19 protein-coding genes and 1 other annotated feature (1 of these 20 only partly in view) are annotated in these 19,382 nt (G+C 38.2%); of the genes, 6 read left to right on the forward strand and 13 right to left on the reverse strand.

Translation table 11 applies throughout. The features are described 5' to 3' along the window. Positions 1–45 (reverse strand) — a binding site (T-box leader); it reaches 193 nt to the left of the window's first position. Positions 46–94: 49 nt separating this feature from the next. The 3 genes from ilvE to typA all read right to left on the reverse strand — a co-directional run bounded on the left by ilvE (position 95) and on the right by typA (position 3,446). Beyond that, positions 95–994, reverse strand: a complete 900-nt coding sequence (gene ilvE, locus AB1471_RS06490) for a branched-chain-amino-acid transaminase (RefSeq protein ID WP_367778920.1) — start codon at positions 992–994, stop codon at positions 95–97. A gap of 276 nt (positions 995–1,270) precedes the next feature. Continuing rightward, entirely contained in the window at positions 1,271–1,582 is a 312-nt protein-coding gene (locus AB1471_RS06495; protein WP_367778921.1) for a YlaH-like family protein, read from the reverse strand. A gap of 22 nt (positions 1,583–1,604) precedes the next feature. After that, on the reverse strand, positions 1,605–3,446 hold the full coding sequence (typA, locus tag AB1471_RS06500; protein ID WP_367778922.1) for a translational GTPase TypA: 1,842 nt from the start codon (positions 3,444–3,446) through the stop codon (positions 1,605–1,607). Between the two features lie 109 nt (positions 3,447–3,555). Between typA and AB1471_RS06505 the strand changes: the two genes are divergently transcribed. Next, positions 3,556–3,744, forward strand: coding sequence for a YlaF family protein (locus AB1471_RS06505; RefSeq protein WP_367778923.1), 189 nt, complete (start codon positions 3,556–3,558; stop codon positions 3,742–3,744). Between the two features lie 48 nt (positions 3,745–3,792). On the opposite strand, the gene AB1471_RS06510 is transcribed toward AB1471_RS06505, so the two are convergent. Next, positions 3,793–4,602 (reverse strand): inositol monophosphatase family protein, encoded by an 810-nt coding sequence (locus AB1471_RS06510; RefSeq protein ID WP_367778924.1) that lies wholly within the window; start codon positions 4,600–4,602, stop codon positions 3,793–3,795. A gap of 165 nt (positions 4,603–4,767) precedes the next feature. Further along, on the reverse strand, positions 4,768–4,965 hold the full coding sequence (locus AB1471_RS06515) for a YkzI domain-containing protein (RefSeq protein WP_367778925.1): 198 nt from the start codon (positions 4,963–4,965) through the stop codon (positions 4,768–4,770). 266 nt (positions 4,966–5,231) lie between these two features. Here AB1471_RS06515 and AB1471_RS06520 point away from each other — a divergent pair, with 266 nt between their 5' ends. Further along, entirely contained in the window at positions 5,232–5,867 is a 636-nt protein-coding gene (locus tag AB1471_RS06520; RefSeq protein ID WP_367778926.1) for a YktB family protein, read from the forward strand. A gap of 32 nt (positions 5,868–5,899) precedes the next feature. On the opposite strand, the gene AB1471_RS06525 is transcribed toward AB1471_RS06520, so the two are convergent. Continuing rightward, positions 5,900–6,172 carry a UPF0223 family protein gene (locus AB1471_RS06525; protein ID WP_367778927.1) on the reverse strand — a complete coding sequence of 91 codons (273 nt, stop codon included), beginning with the start codon at positions 6,170–6,172 and terminating at the stop codon, positions 5,900–5,902. Between the two features lie 257 nt (positions 6,173–6,429). Between AB1471_RS06525 and AB1471_RS06530 the strand changes: the two genes are divergently transcribed. After that, positions 6,430–7,914 (forward strand): aminotransferase class I/II-fold pyridoxal phosphate-dependent enzyme, encoded by a 1,485-nt coding sequence (locus AB1471_RS06530; protein ID WP_367778996.1) that lies wholly within the window; start codon positions 6,430–6,432, stop codon positions 7,912–7,914. Between the two features lie 520 nt (positions 7,915–8,434). Here AB1471_RS06530 and lpdA read toward each other — a convergent pair. The 5 genes from lpdA to AB1471_RS06555 all read right to left on the reverse strand — a co-directional run bounded on the left by lpdA (position 8,435) and on the right by AB1471_RS06555 (position 14,402). Then, positions 8,435–9,844 carry a dihydrolipoyl dehydrogenase gene (gene lpdA, locus AB1471_RS06535; protein ID WP_367778928.1) on the reverse strand — a complete coding sequence of 470 codons (1,410 nt, stop codon included), beginning with the start codon at positions 9,842–9,844 and terminating at the stop codon, positions 8,435–8,437. A gap of 4 nt (positions 9,845–9,848) precedes the next feature. Then, a complete protein-coding gene (locus AB1471_RS06540) occupies positions 9,849–11,165 on the reverse strand; it encodes a dihydrolipoamide acetyltransferase family protein (RefSeq protein ID WP_367778929.1) in 1,317 nt (438 codons plus the stop codon). A gap of 89 nt (positions 11,166–11,254) precedes the next feature. Continuing rightward, positions 11,255–12,232 (reverse strand): alpha-ketoacid dehydrogenase subunit beta, encoded by a 978-nt coding sequence (locus AB1471_RS06545; protein WP_367778930.1) that lies wholly within the window; start codon positions 12,230–12,232, stop codon positions 11,255–11,257. A 3-nt stretch (positions 12,233–12,235) separates the two neighbouring features. Further along, positions 12,236–13,348 carry a pyruvate dehydrogenase (acetyl-transferring) E1 component subunit alpha gene (pdhA, locus tag AB1471_RS06550; RefSeq protein ID WP_367778931.1) on the reverse strand — a complete coding sequence of 371 codons (1,113 nt, stop codon included), beginning with the start codon at positions 13,346–13,348 and terminating at the stop codon, positions 12,236–12,238. 403 nt (positions 13,349–13,751) lie between these two features. Further along, positions 13,752–14,402: a YkyA family protein gene (locus AB1471_RS06555; protein WP_367778932.1), complete on the reverse strand. Its 651-nt coding sequence runs from the start codon at positions 14,400–14,402 to the stop codon at positions 13,752–13,754. A gap of 232 nt (positions 14,403–14,634) precedes the next feature. Between AB1471_RS06555 and def the strand changes: the two genes are divergently transcribed. The 3 genes from def to rnjA all read left to right on the forward strand — a co-directional run bounded on the left by def (position 14,635) and on the right by rnjA (position 17,456). Beyond that, positions 14,635–15,186 carry a peptide deformylase gene (gene def, locus AB1471_RS06560; protein ID WP_367778933.1) on the forward strand — a complete coding sequence of 184 codons (552 nt, stop codon included), beginning with the start codon at positions 14,635–14,637 and terminating at the stop codon, positions 15,184–15,186. A 389-nt stretch (positions 15,187–15,575) separates the two neighbouring features. Next, complete coding sequence (locus AB1471_RS06565; RefSeq protein WP_367778934.1) at positions 15,576–15,785, forward strand: DNA-dependent RNA polymerase subunit epsilon; 210 nt, start codon at positions 15,576–15,578, stop codon at positions 15,783–15,785. Positions 15,786–15,788: 3 nt separating this feature from the next. Beyond that, on the forward strand, positions 15,789–17,456 hold the full coding sequence (rnjA, locus tag AB1471_RS06570) for a ribonuclease J1 (RefSeq protein WP_367778935.1): 1,668 nt from the start codon (positions 15,789–15,791) through the stop codon (positions 17,454–17,456). Positions 17,457–17,624: 168 nt separating this feature from the next. On the opposite strand, the gene AB1471_RS06575 is transcribed toward rnjA, so the two are convergent. Together AB1471_RS06575 and AB1471_RS06580 are read right to left on the reverse strand one after the other, a co-directional pair. Beyond that, positions 17,625–18,290 carry a potassium channel family protein gene (locus AB1471_RS06575; protein ID WP_367778937.1) on the reverse strand — a complete coding sequence of 222 codons (666 nt, stop codon included), beginning with the start codon at positions 18,288–18,290 and terminating at the stop codon, positions 17,625–17,627. Between the two features lie 68 nt (positions 18,291–18,358). Continuing rightward, positions 18,359–19,372 (reverse strand): cytochrome d ubiquinol oxidase subunit II, encoded by a 1,014-nt coding sequence (locus tag AB1471_RS06580; protein ID WP_367778938.1) that lies wholly within the window; start codon positions 19,370–19,372, stop codon positions 18,359–18,361. Positions 19,373–19,382 lie beyond the last annotated feature (10 nt).

Consider the following 19,382-nt stretch of genomic DNA (forward strand, 5'->3'; position numbering starts at 1 on the left):
GTAAATGCAGATGCATAATCACTTTTTCCTCATCATTGATTTTACCTATTATTGTTTTACCATATGACAGTAATCAGTAATTTGATACATATGGTTATCCAATATTTAATTTTGAATTGGATACTTTCACACCGTCATCAACAACTAAGTCTCTAAATGCTTTAAGAAGTTCATTTGTGATAACACCTGGTTTACCTGTTCCGATTGACCTTCCATCTACTTTGACAACAGCAATGACCTCAGCAGCAGTTCCTGTTAAGAATACTTCATCTGCTACATAAACATCATGTTGAGTAAAAACCGCTTCTTCCATGGAGTAACCTTTTTCTCTTGCTAGTTCAATTATCGCGTTTCGGGTAATCCCCTCTAATGCTCCAACATAACCTGGAGGCGTTATAATACGATTATTTTGAATGATAAATATGTTATCGGCAGAACCTTCAGCTACATAGCCTTGATCATTCAGCATTAACGCTTCAGGTACACCTGCTAATCCAGCCTCAATTTTCACTAAGATATTGTTTAAATAGTTAAGTGATTTTACTTTCGGACTGAGTACATCAGAACGGTTTCTTCTGCTTGCAGCCGTTACAATTTCAAGTCCGCTGTCGTATAGCTCTTTTGGGAATAGTGATAAGGACTCTGCAATCACTATGACATTCGGCCGCTTACAAGAAAATGGGTCTAAGCTAAGGTTGCCGATCCCACGAGAAACAACTAATCGAAGATATGCATTTGATAAATTGTTTTTACGTAATGTCTCAAGTACAATTTCAGTCATCTCTTCAGTTGTATAAGGAACATCTAACAAGATTGACTTTGCAGAATCATAAAGTCGAACCAAGTGTTCTTTTAAACGAAAGACGTTGCCGTTGTAGGATCGAATGCCCTCGAACACCCCATCTCCGTATAAAAATCCATGATCGTAAACCGAAACGACGGCATTCTCTTTGGAAACATACTCGCCATTTATAAAAATTAATTGTTCACTCACTTTTATCAATCCTTCCATTAACCGTTACTACCAGTTTGTAAAACTTGATGTATATGAATTGTTGCCAATCATAACGCGGATAAAGAAGGGCGTCAACAGTGTTTTTTATAATTTTTACACAAATTAGAATATTAAACTGATTGTATGCGTTTACATATTTGATGTATCAACTTTTCAATAAAATAAAAATAATTTTAGAAAACATCACTGAATGACCGTTCAGCAATGGGTTTTAATACAAAAAACAGCCCATCAAATTTTGATGGACTGTTTTTGTTAGATCGTACCTTTTGCTTGTTCTCTGCGCAATCGGATTTTATAGATGATTAAAATTAACGCGGCAATGATCAACCCTTCTGTTACAGGAAGGAAAATTGCTAGGAATGTTAAAATTGTACATCCAGCAAATAGAAAAAGATAAATCAACGCAGATTTTAAAGGCGGTAGCTTTTTCGCGAATCCTAGCTTGTAGACTAGAATAGATAAAGCAATAATGGTGATATATAGAAGCCACATACCCAATTCTGGATTGACTTCCACACGGTACAAGGCTGGAAAAAACGATAAACGATCCTCCACATTGACCATGCACAATCACTCCTATCGTAGATTAGTTCGTTTCGGCAGTCTTTTTCTTTTTCTGTGAACGTTCACGCTCACTCTTATCAAGAATTTTTTTACGAAGACGGATTGATTCTGGTGTAATTTCACAGAGCTCATCGTCGTTCAAGTATTCTAAAGATTCTTCAAGCGTCATGATACGCGCTTTCTTTAGTGTTGTTGTTTGCTCTTTATTAGCAGATCGAATGTTGTTCGCTGCTTTAATTTTTGTCACATTAACGGTTAAGTCATTGTCACGTGTGTGTTGACCGACAATCATGCCTTCATACACTTCTTTACCAGGTTCTACGAAAATCGTCCCGCGGTCTTCAACACCTAAAATCGCATATTGAGAAGCTTGTCCTTTATCCATTGAGACAAGAACACCTTCACGACGACCGCCTACACGACCTGTTTGCATTGGCTGGTAGCTATCAAACGAGTGGTTAATAATTCCATACCCGCGTGTAAGCGTTAGAAATTCCGTTGTGTACCCAATAAGACCACGTGCAGGAATCATGAATACTAATCGAACTTGACCATTACCATTATTAACCATGTCGAGCATTTCGCCTTTACGCTCACCCATAGATTCAATAACAGAACCTACGTACTCTTCTGGAATATCGATTTGTACACGCTCAACAGGTTCGCTGCGAACACCATCGATATCACGAACAATCACTTCAGGTTTTGATACTTGTAGTTCAAACCCTTCCCGGCGCATGTTTTCAATTAAAATTGAAAGGTGAAGCTCTCCTCGTCCTGAAACAACCCACGCATCAGGTGAGTCTGTGTTTTCAACACGAAGACTAACATCTGTTTCAAGCTGTGCACGAAGACGTTCTTCAATTTTACGTGATGTTACAAATTTACCTTCACGACCTGCAAACGGACTGTTGTTTACAAGGAACGTCATTTGAAGAGTTGGTTCATCTATGCGAAGAACCGGAAGAGCATCTTGGTGCTCAATTGGACAAACAGTTTCTCCAACGTTGATATCTTCCATTCCTGATACAGCAATCAGATCACCAGCTTGTGCTTTTTGAATTTCAACACGCTTTAGACCAAAGAAGCCAAATATTTTTGTCACACGGAAGTTCTTAACTTTTCCATCAAGCTTCATCAATGCAACTTGTTGTCCTACTTCCATCGTTCCGCGGAAGACGCGACCGATTCCAATACGACCAACGTAGTCGTTATAATCAAGCAGTGCAACTTGAAATTGAAGTGGGTCTTCACTATTATCGATTGGAGCTGGAATACTTTCAACAATTGAATCGTAAAGTGATTCCATTGTTTCGTCTTGCTGTTCAGGGTCAAGACTAGCCGTTCCATTAATAGCAGATGCATAAACAACAGGGAATTCCAATTGTTCCTCGTTCGCATCCAACTCGATAAATAAGTTAATGACTTCGTCAATCACTCCGGCTGGACGAGCTGCATCGCGGTCGATTTTGTTAACAACAACGATTGGGGTTAAATTTTGCTCAAGTGCTTTTTTCAACACAAAACGCGTTTGCGGCATACAACCTTCATATGCATCAACAACGAGTAAAACACCATCAACCATCTTCATAATACGCTCTACTTCACCACCGAAATCGGCGTGTCCTGGCGTATCCAAAATATTGATACGAGTATCTTTGTATTGAATCGCAGTATTTTTCGCTAAAATTGTAATACCGCGCTCTCTTTCTAGGTCATTTGAATCCATCGCACGTTCTTCTACATGCTCATTTGAACGGAAGATACCAGATTGCTTAAGTAACTGGTCAACCAATGTCGTTTTTCCATGGTCAACGTGAGCGATGATTGCAATATTGCGTAGATCCTGTCTTAACTTTGTCATTATTTCACTCCTGAATGCTTTTTTAAGCCTTATTAACTGTATTATTATATCACATAAGGTAGAAATACAAAAACGAATTATGTAAAATAGGCGTAAGGAGGTTGTTTACGTGAAAAATGGAAACGGTATCTTTATTCTTTATGCATTTGCGGCAGTCCTTGCAATGACTGGTGTTGGAATAGCAGTTGGAGAACGAAATTTGGCAGGAATTTTTCTTTCAATCATCGTGTTAATCGCTGTATTCGGTATGGGATTTAAAACAAAAAAGAAATTTAGAGAAGCACAACAATCACAATGATGAACGAAAAATGCCGAACCCTGATTGACTAAGGTTCGGCATTTTTCATTATGATTTTGGTAACTTTTCTTTTAAATAGTGTTCATAAATTATTTTATGGACTGCTGGATTCCCAGCGAAAACGGACGCTTTAGACAATAATGTGTGTGGTTGATTAAATAAATCTGTCACGATCCCTCCGACTTCTTCGATAATGACCTTTCCTCCAGCGATGTCCCATGGTGATAATCTCATCGTCAAATAACCATCGATACGACCAGTAGCAATATAAGCCATTTCAAGAGCAGCAGAACCATATGACCTCGTTCCTCTCACCTTATGTACAAGTGGACCAAACACCTCATATGGCACCCGATCATGAGGTGTGACCCATGTTGTATTTAGTGCAAGTATCGATTCTTCTAACTTAACGTCTTTGAGCATCTCTAGTTTGGAGTTATTTAAATAAGCCCCATGCCCTTTATGTGCATGATAGAGCTCATCTAATACAACATCATATATGTACCCTAACATCCCTACACCATCTTCATAAATGCCAACTGAAATGGCAAAATTTCGCTGCTGATGGACAAAATTCATCGTACCATCAATTGGGTCAACAATCCAAACAACGCCATCCATCGACGTAAGTTGATCACCGTACCCTTCCTCACCCATAATATGGTGAGATGAATCAAATGCATTAATTTTTTCTACAAAAAACTTCTCAATTTCTTTATCCATATTTGTTACAAGATCATTCGCATCACTTTTCGTTTCAATTTGAAGCTTGTTTCTAAACGAATGACGAATGGTTTCTCCTGCACGATCAATCAGATTTTTTGCGAATAGATCAATTTCTTGCCAATTGGTCGTCATAGGTGTGCCTCCTGGTTAGTAATGTTCTATCTTCAAGACTAGATGAATAATTTAAATGAGGCAAGAAATTCACACCATAAAACACAAAGACGAATGCTCTGGGCATCAGGGCATCCGTCTTAACTTTGTGTGAAAATGTCATTCATGATTATCGCTCCTCTTGAGTCAAGGACCATCTGTTAGGCTAAGGAGCTCTTGCCGAATCATACCTAGTTTTTCTTTTGAAGCAGTAATTATGTTCGTATTTTGTTCTTCTAATGCCTCAAACAAAACAGCTAACTCATAATCCAACTCCATACGTAGAACAGCCATACGTTCAGTTTTTAGATCTCTTTTTCTAGTAACTTGGATGACCTGTTTCATGTCCTTGCACCCCTTCCAGCTTAACCGTTTTGACGGTTTATTTGTTGTTCGACGGATATTTTTATAATTCCATTCTATGCAAAACTTAATGTTTTATTCACCTATAAGAATTATGCTACAATAGTACAAACGTTAAGTCTTGTAAGGAAAGGAATTATCTTTTCTTAATGGTATTATCCCCACTTTTACTTTAATTCAAACGAATAGAAAGATTTTTTTGACCGATTTGTAAGATTATCTACTGAATTAGAAGGAGAGATGATTAGATGTCAACAGGATTTAGGCAAAGAGATTTTGATGTGTTCAAAATCGAGGGTTTGGATGGACGTATGGAAGCAATTCAAAAGAAAATTCAACCTAAATTTTCAAGCTTAGGAGAGGAACTAGTCCCTTTTCTTGAAAATCAACTCGAGCAAGAGATGTATCTACATATTGCAAGACATGCGCGCCGTACAGTAAACCCGCCAAATGATACTTGGATGGCTATTTCATCAAGTAAAAGAGGATATAAAAAGTTGCCTCATTTTCAAGTTGGTCTATGGGATGATCATCTATTCATCTGGCTTGCATTTATTTATGAACTTCCAGAAAAAGAAAAGATCGCTCAGTCATTTATTGAAAATTTTGATGGCGTAATTGCTACAATTCCTCAAGATGGTTGGATTTCATCTGACCATATGAAAAAAGAAGGTAAAAAAGTTAGCACGATGAATGAAGAAGACTTTCTCCACGTTCTTGAACGTTTTCAAAACGTAAAAAAAGCGGAGCTACTTATCGGTAAACGATTGTTTCCGAGTGATAACATAGTGATGGATCAACAGGCATTGATTGTTGAAATAAAGTCAACTTATAAAAAATTGCTTCCATTGTATCGTCAGTCAGTTTTAGCACAAAATAAATAAAGAGTAGGTCGAGTACTCGACCTACTCTTTATTTATTTCATTGATAAACGTTCATTTGTTTCCTTACTTTTTGCTTTTTTAACAACTTGGTACGTTGATAAACCACTCACATCTTGAAATTCCCTATCGATCGTCTTTTCTTCAGATTTGCTTGGTACAATTTCTTTATACCTCTTATACACAGCCATAAATTCTTCACGGGGAACGCTTTTTTCGTAAGCACGTTCAACTATATCAAAGAATTTCATAACGTCTATGGTTTCTTCAGTAGACCAATCAATTGAGATTGGATATTGATATTCCATTTTTTTCACCTGCTTCATTCAGAATCATCTTTATTGTATCGAACATCCTAACAAGAATAAACACTGCATATGTTAAAGTATTTGTTTTTCGATTCATTTCGATTCATTTCAGTTACAGGTCGCTTTTTTCGTTTTCTTTCGACTGCTAAAATGCTATAATTCTTCTGTTATCGTCCTTTAACAGGATGAAAAATCACTTAATGAGGTGAAAGGGATTGTCACAGACACCATCTAATTCCGTGACGGTTGATACCCATCTGTCTTCACGACAATGGAAACAAAAAGACACACCGTTATTTACTGGTTTAAAAAATCATAGCTCCAAAAATCCTGTTCAATTTCATATACCTGGTCATAAAAAAGGTACTGGCATGGACCCCGAGTTTAGAGAATTTATTGGAGATAATGTTCTATCGATTGATTTAATCAATATCGCTCCACTTGATGATCTTCATCAGCCAAAAAGCCTGATTAAATTTGCACAAGACCTTGCTGCAAAAGCATTTGGAGCTGATTTTACATTTTTCTCTGTTCAAGGTACAAGTGGTGCAATTATGACAATGGTTATGAGTGTTTGTGGACCTGGAGATAAAATTATCGTTCCAAGAAATGTTCATAAATCCGTTATGTCCGCAATTGTATTTTGCGGAGCCATACCAATCTTTGTTCATCCAGAGGTAGATAGTGATTTAGGAATTTCTCATGGAATTACTCCTGATTCCGTATCCAATGCGTTGGCGCAACATCCTGAGGCCAAAGGGGTGTTAGTCATCAATCCAACATACTTTGGTGTCGCTGCAGATTTACGTAGCATTGTAGAAATTGCACATTCACACCATGTACCCGTATTAGTTGATGAAGCACATGGGGTTCATATTCATTTTCATGAGTTATTACCAATTTCAGCAATGCAAGCAGGCGCAGATATGGCAGCAACAAGTGTTCATAAACTAGGTAGTTCAATGACTCAAAGCTCCATTTTAAATATGAGAGAAGGCCTCGTGTCAGCGAAAAGAGTGCAGACTATTTTAAGTATGTTAACAACTACGTCAACATCTTATCCACTCTTAGCTTCACTTGATGTTGCGAGAAAGAGGTTAGCCACTGAGGGAAGAGCATTGATTGAAAGTACGATCCAGTTAGCTGAGCATATACGATCTGAAATCAAAAAAATCGATCAGTTAACATGTATCGGTGACGAGATTTTAGGTACTAAAGCTACTTTTGACTTTGATCCAACAAAAATCATTATTTCAGTAAAAGATCTTGGAATCACTGGTTATCAAGCTGAAAAATGGCTTCGTGAACAGTACGATATTGAAGTTGAGTTATCAGATCTTTATAATATTCTTTGCATCATTACACCTGGTGATACAATGCAAGAAGCAACCATCTTAATCGAGGCGATGAATGCTTTATCACAAAAATATAAACATGATGATGACTTATCGGTAACAAACGTTATGCTACCATCTATTCCACGTTTAGCAATGACACCACGAGATGCTTTTTATGCTGAAACCGAAGTTTTACCGGTCGCCGAAACAGTTGGTCGAGTATGCGCAGAATTTATTATGGTTTATCCTCCTGGTATACCCATCTTTATTCCAGGAGAAATTATTACAGAAGAAAACCTAACATACATTAAAGAAAACATTGAAGCGGGCTTACCTGTCCAAGGCCCAGAGGACGAATCTCTTCAGCTCTTACGAGTAATAAAAGAGCATCGGGCAATTAAATAAAATCTCCCTTTAAAAGATGAAAAAGAGGACACTAGATGGCCTCTTTTTCATTCCGTATTTATTCATGACGATCATTTCGTTGATCTACAAAACCGTAACTACTTACTCCCATCCCCACATGTTTGTAAGCGCTTCCGTAACTATCATATACCATACTAGTTATTATTTCAATAACTTTATTAGATTATGTAGTGTTAGACCGAAATATCTTTAATTAGTGTAGGATCAACAATTTCATAGCCTTTATCACATAATCCATTGACGATATTGGGCAATGCTTCATTCGTCCATGTGTGGTCAAACAAGTATTTTAAACACCACGTTAATTATAGTTATTGAGATGGATTTGTGAAAGAAGATTTCGATCAAACACAAAAGATTAACGGTATTTCTTAGTTCAATTACTTCACACTAATTTAGCAGACTGCTATCGTGAAGAAATAGTCCAACCTATGATGCGCTTTCAAGACAAAATAATAAGCCCCTGGATACTAATCCAGGGGCTATATTACGTTACATTTTATTTTACGATATGAATAGGTGTTCCAAGGGCCACTTCTGCAGCTTCCATTGAAATTTCTCCAAGTGTTGGGTGAGCGTGAATGGTCATTGCCACATCTTCAGCTGTCATTCCAGCTTCGATTGCAAGACCAAGCTCTGCAACGATATCAGATGCTCCATTACCAGCAATTTGAGCACCGATAATTAAACCATCTTCTTTGCGTGTAACGATTTTCACAAAACCTTCTGTTTGATTAAGCGCTAACGCACGACCGTTTGCAGCAAATGGGAATTTAGCAGCAATTACTTCAATACCTTCTTCTTTTGCTTGAGCCTCACTGTAACCGACTGTTGCAAGCTCAGGATCTGTGAAACAAACAGCAGGAATTGCCATGTAATCTACTTCTGATTTTTCACCACTGATTACTTCAGCAGCTACTTTACCTTCATAAGAAGCTTTGTGTGCTAGTGGTGGGCCATCAACAATGTCACCGATCGCATAAATATTACTTACACTTGTACGGCACTGTTTGTCTGTTTTAATAACGCCACGGTCAGACATTTCAATACCAACTTGCTCTAGTCCGATTTCATCCGTGTTTGGTCGGCGACCTACTGTTACAAGAACATATTCCGCTTCAACCTTCACTTCTTCGCCTTTTGCTTCATATGAAACCGTTACACTGTCTGCTGATTCTTCAACGCCTTTAGCCATCGCTTTTGTGATCACTGTAACGCCTTTTTTCTTCAGACCTTTTTTCACGATTGAAGTCATTTGCTTTTCGAATCCACCAAGGATATCGTTTCCACCTTCAAGAATCGTTACTTCAGTTCCCATGTTTGCATACGCACTGCCTAGCTCTGTACCGATATATCCTCCACCAATAACAACCATGCTCTTAGGAACTTCTTTAAGTGCAAGAGCACCTGTTGAATCAAGAACACGTTTTGAAAACTTGAATGACGGGATTTCGATTGGTCTAGAACCAGTTGCTAAAATTGCGTTTTTAAACTTGTATGTTTGTGCAGAGCTATCATCCATCACACGAACGGTTTCGCCATCAACGAAATAAGCTTCTCCACGAACGATTTCAACTTTATTGCCTTTTAACAGGCTTTCAACGCCGCCTGTTAATTTTTTAACAACGCCAGCTTTCCATTCTTGTGCTTTATCGAAATTAAGCTTTACATTTTCAGCTACAATTCCCATATCATCAGAATGTTGAGCTTGCTCGTAACGGTGACCAATTGTGATCATTGCTTTAGAAGGGATACAGCCAACATTTAAACAAACGCCGCCCATATGCTCTTTTTCAACGATCGTTACTTTTTGTCCAAGTTGTGCAGCACGAATAGCCGCTACATATCCACCAGGACCTGATCCTATAACAAGTGTGTCTGTCTCAATAGGGAAATCTCCAACTACCATGGTTTTACGCCTCCATTAGTAAAAGTTCTGGGTCGTTCAGTAAACGTTTAATATGATTCATTGCATTTTGTGCTGTAGCACCATCGATCATACGGTGATCAAAGCTCAATGATAATGCTAACACAGGTGCTGCTACAATTTCACCATTTTTCACTACAGGTTTTTCTGCAATTCGACCAATTCCGAGTATAGCAACCTCAGGGTGGTTGATTACTGGAGTGAACCATTGTCCACCAGCAGAACCAATGTTCGAAATCGTGCAAGAAGCACCTTTCATTTCATCACCTGAAAGTTTACCATCACGAGCTTTTGCTCCAAGGTTATTGATTTGATCGGAAATAGTGAAAATGGATTTACGATCTGCATCTTTCACAACTGGAACAACAAGACCTTTTTCAGTATCGGCAGCAATTCCTATGTTGAAATAGTGTTTTTGAACAATTTCTTGCGTTGCATCGTCTAGAGATGTATTCAACGCAGGGAATTCGCGAAGTGCCGATACAAGTGCTTTCACTACATATGGTAGGAATGTCAACTTGATATTTTTTGCAAGTGCCACTTCCTTGAATTTCTTACGGTGAGCAACTAATTTTGTTACATCAATTTCATCCATTAATGTTACGTGAGGAGCTGTTTGCTTTGAGTTTACCATTGCTTTCGCTATAGCTTTTCTCATGCCACTCATCTTCTCACGAGTTTCTGGATATTGGCCTTCTGGAACTACTTGTTTCGAAGGTGTTATTTTTTCTTCTGATTTAGAAGGGATTTCTTTTGGTTCTTCTTGTGCTGGTGAAACTTCTTCAACAGTTGAATCCCCGTTTAGATAAGCAGCTACGTCTTCTTTTGTGACGCGTCCGTTTTTGCCCGAGCCTGTTACGAAGCGAATGTCTGCATCGTTGTCACGTGCATACTTGCGGACTGAAGGCATAGCAATAATACGACGCTCCGGATCTACATCGCCTTGTGGAGTAGAAGCTGATTTTTCAACAGACTCTTCTTTTTCAGCTTCATCTGTTGAGTTGTCTTTTGTTTCTTCTTTTTCGTCGTCGCTATCTGAGCCTTTAAACTTCAAGTCTTCATAGCCAGGAGCATCAAATTTGATCAGTGTATCACCTACAACTGCAACCGAACCTTCTTCAACAAGAATGTCTTCTACGGTACCTGCAACTGGAGAAGGAATTTCAACAACTGCTTTGTCATTTTGCACTTCACATAGCACGTCATCTTCTTCTACTTTATCGCCTTTTTTAATGAACCACTTTACAATTTCACCTTCATGAATACCTTCACCAATGTCTGGTAGTTTGAATTCAAATGACAATGGTTTCAACCTCCTAATGATCATTTTTTTTTTGCATTTAGAAAATGTAAACGGAGAATCGCTTCCCCGTTTTGACTTTGTTTAACTAATTAAAATTCAAGGACTTTCTTTGCAGTTGCAATAATATCCTTCACGTTTGGAAGCCATGCTGTTTCTGCTTGTGAGAATGGGAAGATAGTGTCAGCAGCTGCTACACGAAGAACAGGTGCTTCAAGGCTAAGAATGGCACGGTCGTTAATTTCTGCAACAACACTTGCTGCAATTCCTGCTTGTTTTTGTGCTTCTTGCACGACAATTGCACGGTTCGTTTTTTCAACCGATGCAATGATTGTTTCGATATCTAATGGCTGAATTGTACGAAGATCAATAACCTCTACTGAATGGCCATCTTTTTCAAGCGCTTCGGCTGCTTTAAGTGATTCATGCACCATTGCTCCGTAAGTGATAATTGAAAGGTCTGTTCCTTCGCGTTTCACATCGGCTTTTCCTAATTCGATTGTGTACTCTTCTTCTGGAACATCTTCACGGAAAGAACGATATAGTTTCATGTGCTCAAGGAAAATGACAGGGTCGTTATCACGAATCGAAGCAATTAGTAGTCCTTTAGCATCTTTAGGTGTTGAAGGAATGACAACTTTAAGTCCTGGTTGTTGAGCCATTAGCCCTTCTAAGCTATCTGCGTGAAGTTCAGGAGTGTGAACGCCTCCTCCAAATGGTGAGCGAATTGTGATAGGGCTCGAGTACTTACCACCACTACGATAGCGCATACGTGCGATTTGACCGCTTACTGAGTCCATTACTTCAAAGACGAAACCAAAAAACTGAATTTCTGGAACTGGTCGATAGCCTTCAAGTGCAAGACCGATTGCAAGACCACCGATACCTGATTCTGCTAATGGCGTGTCAAAAACTCGATCTTCTCCGAATTCCTTTTGAAGACCCTCTGTTGCACGGAATACTCCGCCGTTTAAACCAACATCCTCACCGAAGACGAGTACGTTTTCGTCGTTCTTCATTTCCGTACGAAGAGCGTCCGTGATTGCTTGAATCATTGTCATTTGCGCCATGGCTTATTTCGACTCCTTTTCTTTGTAGATTTCATACTGCTCTTTCAAGTTGAAAGGCATTTCATCGTACATGTTTTCCATTAAATCTGTAACTTTTTGTTTTGCTGTATCATCTGCAACTTTAATTGCAACTTTGATTTCTTCTTTTGCTTTTTCAATTACTTCGTTTTCTTTTTCTTCATTCCAAAGACCTTTGCCTTCTAGGAATTTTCGGAAACGTACGAGTGGATCTTTCTTTTCCCACTCAGTATCCATTTCATCAGTACGGTAACGGGTTGGATCATCACCAGCCATTGTATGTGGACCATAGCGGTAGCAAAGAGTTTCGATCAATGTTGGACCTTCTCCAATAATTGCGCGTTCACGAGCATCTTTTGTTGCTGCGTAAACTGCTAGAGGATCCATGCCATCTACTAAAATTCCTGGGATACCAGCTGAAACGGCTTTTTGTGCAATTGTTTTACCTGCTGTTTGCTTATCTCTAGGTGTTGAGATTGCGAATTGGTTGTTTTGCACAACAAAGATTGCAGGAGCTCCATAAGAACCCGCAAAGTTAATTCCTTCATAAAAATCACCTTGTGAAGAACCACCATCACCTGTATATGTAATGGCAACTGTTTTTTTTCCGCGCTTTTTAAGTCCAAGAGCGATACCGGCAGTTTGAACATATTGTGCACCGATAATGATTTGTGGTGGCAATACATTGACGCCTTCAGGTGATTTGTTTCCTAGATAATGACCACGTGAGAATAAGAATGCTTGAGATAACGGAAGACCATGCCAGATGATTTGCGGAACATCACGATAACCTGGTACAACCCAATCTTCTTGTTCAAGTGCAAAGTGGGAAGCAATTTGAGAAGCCTCTTGTCCAGCCGTTGGTGCATAAAACCCAAGACGACCTTGGCGGTTTAGTGAAATCGAACGCTGATCAAGGATGCGTGTGTATACCATGCGATGCATCAATTCTTGAAGGTCCTCATCACTGATTTCCGGCATTGCCTCTTCATTTACGATTTTTCCTTCTTCATCTAAAATTTGAAACATTTCAAACTGATCTTCAATTGTTTGAAGCGTTTTTACAGCGTCAAACGGAGCTTTCTTTTTTGAAGCCATTTACTCCACCTATCCTTTCATTATCAAATTTTTAAAGAGTTGCACTGCTTTCAGCAAACTCCATTATATAAAACAAGACATACTTTCTATTTTTCCACAAAACCTAAGTGAAAAAACCTAAAGTTCGTAATTTTTTCGGCTGTATTAGTCGTTCTATTAATGAAAACTAATACAATCCAACTTTCCGTGATTAAGTTTACAATATGAAAACGCATCACGTCAATAGGTACGTACTTCAATGGAAGTCTTTTTGATTCATGTGGTTAATTAGGTCGTTTCTCATCTAATCTGTACTATAAAAATCGCACAAACTGTATTACATTTTAACATTCTACAAAAAACTGTTATACGGCTGTTTTTAATGTGGAATTTTCTGGGGCAACAAAAAAAGAGCAGGTTATCCCTACTCTTCTTCATCTCTTCCAGACATTTCGTAAAAATCACTCTTCAGCTGGTTATACTGGTCTGTAATAAGGTTAAATTCATCATTTAGTTCAAGAGTTGTATCGTATTGCGTGTTTACTTTCTCAACTTGCTCTTTCAAATCTTCAAAAACAAGTTCTTCATCTTTTAACATGGTATACAATTCACGATCCAAATCGATTGCTTCTTCATATTTTACAATAAGTTCATTATGCGAGTCATATCGCTGATACATCACCTCAATCATTTCTTCCACATGAGAACGTAAGGTGGCATCTTCAATATCCCCAACATATTCATTGATTTTTTCAAATTCTTTCTTTGCCTCTTTAATTGATTCGGCTTCTATAACAATCTGCTCTTCACGTTGTTTTAGATTTTCAAGTGCTTCTTCAGCCAATACTTCGATTTCATCGAACTCTTCTATGCTTAATGCCATAATGTTATCAAAAAGTTCTTTTTCATCTTGCTCTAGTGTTTTAATTGGTTCTTGTGAATCAACAAAGCCTTGTTCTTTTTCCACGATTGCATCCAACACTTCACTAATTTCTTCTTCTGGTGATGGGCCAAAGACACATCCCGTCAAAAAGAGAGATAAGATAAATGATACAGTTAAAATATAGATCTTCAAAATTAATGCACCTCCTTGAGATGTTGACATTTTATAATATATCGATGATTAATTCATTAAGCAATGAATTTTACTAAATGCCATTTCTTTTACTCATTTGCATGTCAATTATTTAATCTCTAATACAAATTTTGATATGATAAGACTAATCACACTAATAATTCAATGGTATAATCGAGCTTTGCTTTCACGAGCTCAGATGAATAAGAAATTTTTTCAGGAGGACTAGACTATGATTACAATGAAAGATATTATTCGGGACGGACATCCAACATTGCGAGAAGTGGCTCAAGAAGTTGTTATGCCGGTATCTGATGAAGATAAAAAAACACTAAATAGTTTATTGGAATACATTAAAATGAGCCAAGATCCTGAAATGGCAGAAAAATATGCACTTCGCCCAGGTATCGGACTTGCAGCACCCCAAATTAACATATCAAAACGGATGTTTGCTATTCATCTAGAAGATGATAACCGTCAACATAGTTATGCTTTATTTAACCCAAAAATCGTCAGCCACTCTATTGAAAAAACTTACTTAACTTCTGGAGAAGGGTGCCTATCTGTTGATGAAAATATTCCGGGGTATGTTCCTCGCTATGCAAGAATCACGCTAAAAGCAATGGACCAAGATGGCAATAATGTCAAGCTGCGTTTACGAGGACTAGCTGCGATTGCTGTTCAACATGAATTAGACCATTTAAATGGTATTATGTTTTATGACCATATTAATCAAAAAAATCCTTACCATGAACCTGAAAATGCAAAAGCTATAGAACGATAGCATAAAGTTCAATCCGCTGTCTGTGCGTGCCATTTACCGTTTAAATTCTTTATTGCTAAAACGGTGGAAGCCTCTTGTCAAGAAGCTGATCTTTACAGAATGAATCATAGGCGGTATTATAATAAGTAAGGAATGACCCGCAATATTGAAGAGGCTAAAAGAAGCTTGCATGACAGTGGAGAGATATGTTATGAAAAAAACGATCGTCTAAGCTCTGTAAGCCCTTCGTCTCAGGAGGGCTGTTCTTTTTGTTTCAGGACTAGGTTATAAAATGTAGTGAAATAGTACATAACTTTTAGTTATATAGAAGCTATACCTAACAAATACGAGCGAGTAGTCATTACTCAGCTTAGTTTAAAAGCGCTAAACATATTGAAGGAGAGATCGGAATGATTTTTAAAGTGTATTATCAAGAGAGTGCAACGGAAGTACCAGTCAGAGAAAAAACAAAAACCATCTATCTTGAAGCAGAGTCAGAGAAAGATGTTCGCTTAAAGCTTAGCCATCGCAATTACAACATCGAACTTGTACAAAAATTAGAGGGCAAATATCTAGAGTATGAGCAAAACCATGCAAACTACCAATTGGAGCAAGTATAATCAATGAAATTCGTTAAAAACGACCAAACTGCTGTGTTTGCCCTCGGCGGAATGGGTGAGATTGGAAAAAACACGTATGGTGTTCAATTCCAAGATGAAATTATTTTAATTGATGCTGGAATTAAGTTTCCTGAAGATGAACTTCTAGGAATCGATTACGTAATTCCTGACTACACATATTTAGAAAAAAATGCTGACAAGATTAAAGGGCTTTTCATCACACACGGTCACGAAGATCATATCGGTGGAATTCCTTACTTGTTACGACAAGTAAACATGCCTATATATGGCGGAAAACTTGCACTTGGTTTGCTTAAAAACAAGCTTGAAGAGCACGGTCTTCTTCGTAACGCGAAGCTTCATGTGATAGGAGAAGATGATGTTATCAAATTCCGAAAAACAGCAGTCAGCTTTTTCAGAACAACCCATAGTATCCCTGATTCCTATGGGGTTGTGGTAAAAACACCACCAGGTAACATCGTCCACACAGGAGATTTTAAGTTTGATTTCACACCGGTTGGTGAGCCTGCTAACTTAATGAAAATGGCTGAAATCGGAAAAGAAGGCGTCTTAGCTCTACTTTCTGATAGCACAAACAGTGAAGTACCAAACTTCACCATGTCTGAGCGAAAAGTCGGTGAAAGCATTGATGACATTTTCCGTAAAGTAAATGGAAGAATTATTTTTGCTACGTTTGCTTCAAATATTTATCGCTTGCAACAAGTAACGGAAGCCGCAGTTAAACACGGACGTAAAGTTGCTGTGTTTGGGCGAAGCATGGAATCAGCGATCTCAATTGGACATGACTTAGGCTACATTAGTGCGCCTAAGGATACTTTTATTGATGCACACACGCTGAATCGATTGCCCGCAGATAAAGTTGTTATTTTATGTACGGGTAGCCAAGGTGAGCCCATGGCAGCATTATCACGTATCGCAAATAGTACGCATAGACAAATTCAAATTATTCCTGGCGATACAGTTGTCTTCTCATCTTCACCAATTCCAGGAAACACAATAAGTGTTAACCGCACAATCAACCTTTTATATCGCGCTGGAGCGGACGTAATCCACGGCCCACTTAGCAATATTCATACATCTGGACACGGATCACAAGAAGAACAAAAGCTGATGCTACGTCTTATACAGCCTAAATTCTTTGTGCCAATTCACGGTGAATACAGAATGCAAAAAATGCATGCAAGACTTGCAATCGATTGTGATGTACCAGAAGAAAATTGTTTCGTCATGGATAATGGTGAGGTCCTTTCTCTAAGCAGTAATAGCGCGAGCGTTGCTGGAAAAATCCCTTCAGGTTCTGTTTACATTGATGGCAGTGGCATTGGTGATATAGGAAATATTGTCCTTCGCGATCGCCGTATGCTTTCTGAAGAAGGTCTGGTTGTAGTCGTTGTTAGTATCAATATGAAAGATTATCGTGTTGCTTCTGGTCCTGATTTGATTTCTCGTGGCTTTGTTTACATGAGAGAATCCGGCGAGTTGATTCATCAAGCTCAATCACTTGTCCATAAACATTTAAACAAAGTGCTAACACGTAAGACAAGCCAATGGTCAGAAATTAAAAATGAAATTACAGATACACTTGAACCTTTCTTATATGAAAAAACAAAACGTCGTCCAATGATCCTACCGATTATCATGGAAGTGTGACCACAACAAAAAAACCCGACCTCTAATGAGGTCGGGATTTTTTGTTGTGGATTTGATAAGTGCTGACATAGCTTCATTGGTACCACTCAGTCTCTTCCTATGTCGGGAAGAATGACATCTTTAGACATCGCCTTATGCTTGTAGAGGCTGAGCGAATCATTTACGTCATTATGAACTTTGCATTACTCTTTTTTCAAATCTGTTAATATCTGTATCCGCACCGATAACGATCAAAACATCGCCTTCTTGAATTTCGTCTGTTGCTTGAGGCGATACAATGATATCATCTTGGCGTTTTATCGCAACGATATTGATACCGTATTGTGCACGAATGTCTAAACCAATGATGGTGTTCCCAATTAAAAGGTCATTCGCTACAATTTCAACAATAGAATGCTCATCAGAAAGCTCTAAGTAATCTAATACATTGTTAGACACAATATTGTGTGCAATTCGCTTCCCCATGTCTCTCTCTGGATGAACGACTTTATCTGCACCAATTCTTCTTAACACTTTTTCGTGATAATCATTTTGCGCTTTTACAGTGATTTTTTTTACGCCGATCTCTTTTAGCATTAGCGTCGTAAGGATACTTGCTTGAATGTCATCTCCAATTGCAACAATTACATGGTCAAAATTACGAATACCTAGACTTCTCAGTACTGATTCATCTGTTGAATCTGCCATAACCGCATGTGTTGCGATATTAGCAAATTCATCAATTTTGTCTTCAAATTTATCAATGGCCATTACTTCCATGCCTTGTTCGATTAACTCACGTACAATACTTCCGCCAAAACGCCCCAGCCCAACAACAACAAACTCCTTTTTCACAATAATTCCCCCAGATCCATCTTCTTAATAAATCTTATTTTACCATACTCTTTTCATTTAAAAGGCGATTATTTTTTCCCTTTAATATAATCTGCGTCAAATAAAAACAGTCGCATAAGCAGGTAGAGTGATGGGATTAACAACAGTAAACCAGCAATAAAGACCACAACAAGTGCTGTACCCATTGTTTCATTTACAACACTGCCTTCAATCGTGATGTATGGATATAAAATATACGGCAAATGAGATGCTCCGTAGCCGAAAAATGCAAAGAAGAATTGGAGCATTACCATGATAAATCCGATTCCAAACATTTTCTTTTGATAAACAAGGAATGTGGCAATCATAAAGAATACTAATGATAAGCCAAACATCCACCAAATGTCGATAGCATTTTGGAAGTGTTCTGGATTGTGTTCACGAAGAGCTACGAATACCATTAAGCTAGCGACAATCGTCGGTGCACTCCAAAGTAATGAGAATTTCCGCATGATTCCTCTAGACTCCATATCCTCTGCTCGATCTGCATAGTACGTAAGAAAACTAGCACTAATGTATAACACAGAGACAATCGCAAGCACAACTACACTCCATGAATAAGGACTAGTAAATAACTCTTTTGCTAAAAATACGACATTATTATCAGATACATCCAAAAATCCACCCTCAGAAATCGTCAGTGCAGTTGACAGTGCTGCTGGAATTAGCAACCCCGTTGCACCATACAAAAATAAGAAAAATGTACTGTTTTTCGATCCGTAGTTACCAAATGCATAAAAGGCACCTCGGATTGCTAGCAAAATAATCCCCACGCTTCCTGGTATTAGTAACGCTGTCCCAAAGTAGTATGCCGTATCTGGAAAAAATCCAATAAGGCCAACAAAGAAAAAGACAAAAAAGACATTTGTTACTTCCCAAACAGGCGATAAGTACCTGTTAATCAATTGACTCATTATATGTTCTTGTTTTGAAACCCTCGCATAATAAGCAAAAAAACCAGCACCAAAATCAATCGAAGCGACAATTAAGTAACCGTATAAAAAGATCCATAGTACCGTTATACCAATTAACTCTAAGCTCACGATCTTCTAC

Source organism: Jeotgalibacillus marinus (assembly GCF_040801915.1).
In the GTDB taxonomy this organism is placed as follows: Bacteria; Bacillota; Bacilli; order Bacillales; family Jeotgalibacillaceae; genus Jeotgalibacillus; species Jeotgalibacillus marinus.

Bases quoted from the DNA above. Each gene is read 5' to 3' on its own strand.
- AB1471_RS06495 (WP_367778921.1), bottom strand. From the start codon at position 1,582: ATGGTCAATGTGGAGGATCGTTTATCGTTTTTTCCAGCCTTGTACCGT.
- typA (WP_367778922.1), bottom strand. From the start codon at position 3,446: ATGACAAAGTTAAGACAGGATCTACGCAATATTGCAATCATCGCTCAC.
- AB1471_RS06510 (WP_367778924.1), bottom strand. From the start codon at position 4,602: ATGACGACCAATTGGCAAGAAATTGATCTATTCGCAAAAAATCTGATT.
- AB1471_RS06515 (WP_367778925.1), bottom strand. From the start codon at position 4,965: ATGAAACAGGTCATCCAAGTTACTAGAAAAAGAGATCTAAAAACTGAA.
- AB1471_RS06520 (WP_367778926.1), top strand. From the start codon at position 5,232: ATGTCAACAGGATTTAGGCAAAGAGATTTTGATGTGTTCAAAATCGAG.
- AB1471_RS06525 (WP_367778927.1), bottom strand. From the start codon at position 6,172: ATGGAATATCAATATCCAATCTCAATTGATTGGTCTACTGAAGAAACC.
- lpdA (WP_367778928.1), bottom strand. From the start codon at position 9,844: ATGGTAGTTGGAGATTTCCCTATTGAGACAGACACACTTGTTATAGGA.
- AB1471_RS06545 (WP_367778930.1), bottom strand. From the start codon at position 12,232: ATGGCGCAAATGACAATGATTCAAGCAATCACGGACGCTCTTCGTACG.
- pdhA (WP_367778931.1), bottom strand. From the start codon at position 13,348: ATGGCTTCAAAAAAGAAAGCTCCGTTTGACGCTGTAAAAACGCTTCAA.
- def (WP_367778933.1), top strand. From the start codon at position 14,635: ATGATTACAATGAAAGATATTATTCGGGACGGACATCCAACATTGCGA.
- AB1471_RS06565 (WP_367778934.1), top strand. From the start codon at position 15,576: ATGATTTTTAAAGTGTATTATCAAGAGAGTGCAACGGAAGTACCAGTC.
- rnjA (WP_367778935.1), top strand. From the start codon at position 15,789: ATGAAATTCGTTAAAAACGACCAAACTGCTGTGTTTGCCCTCGGCGGA.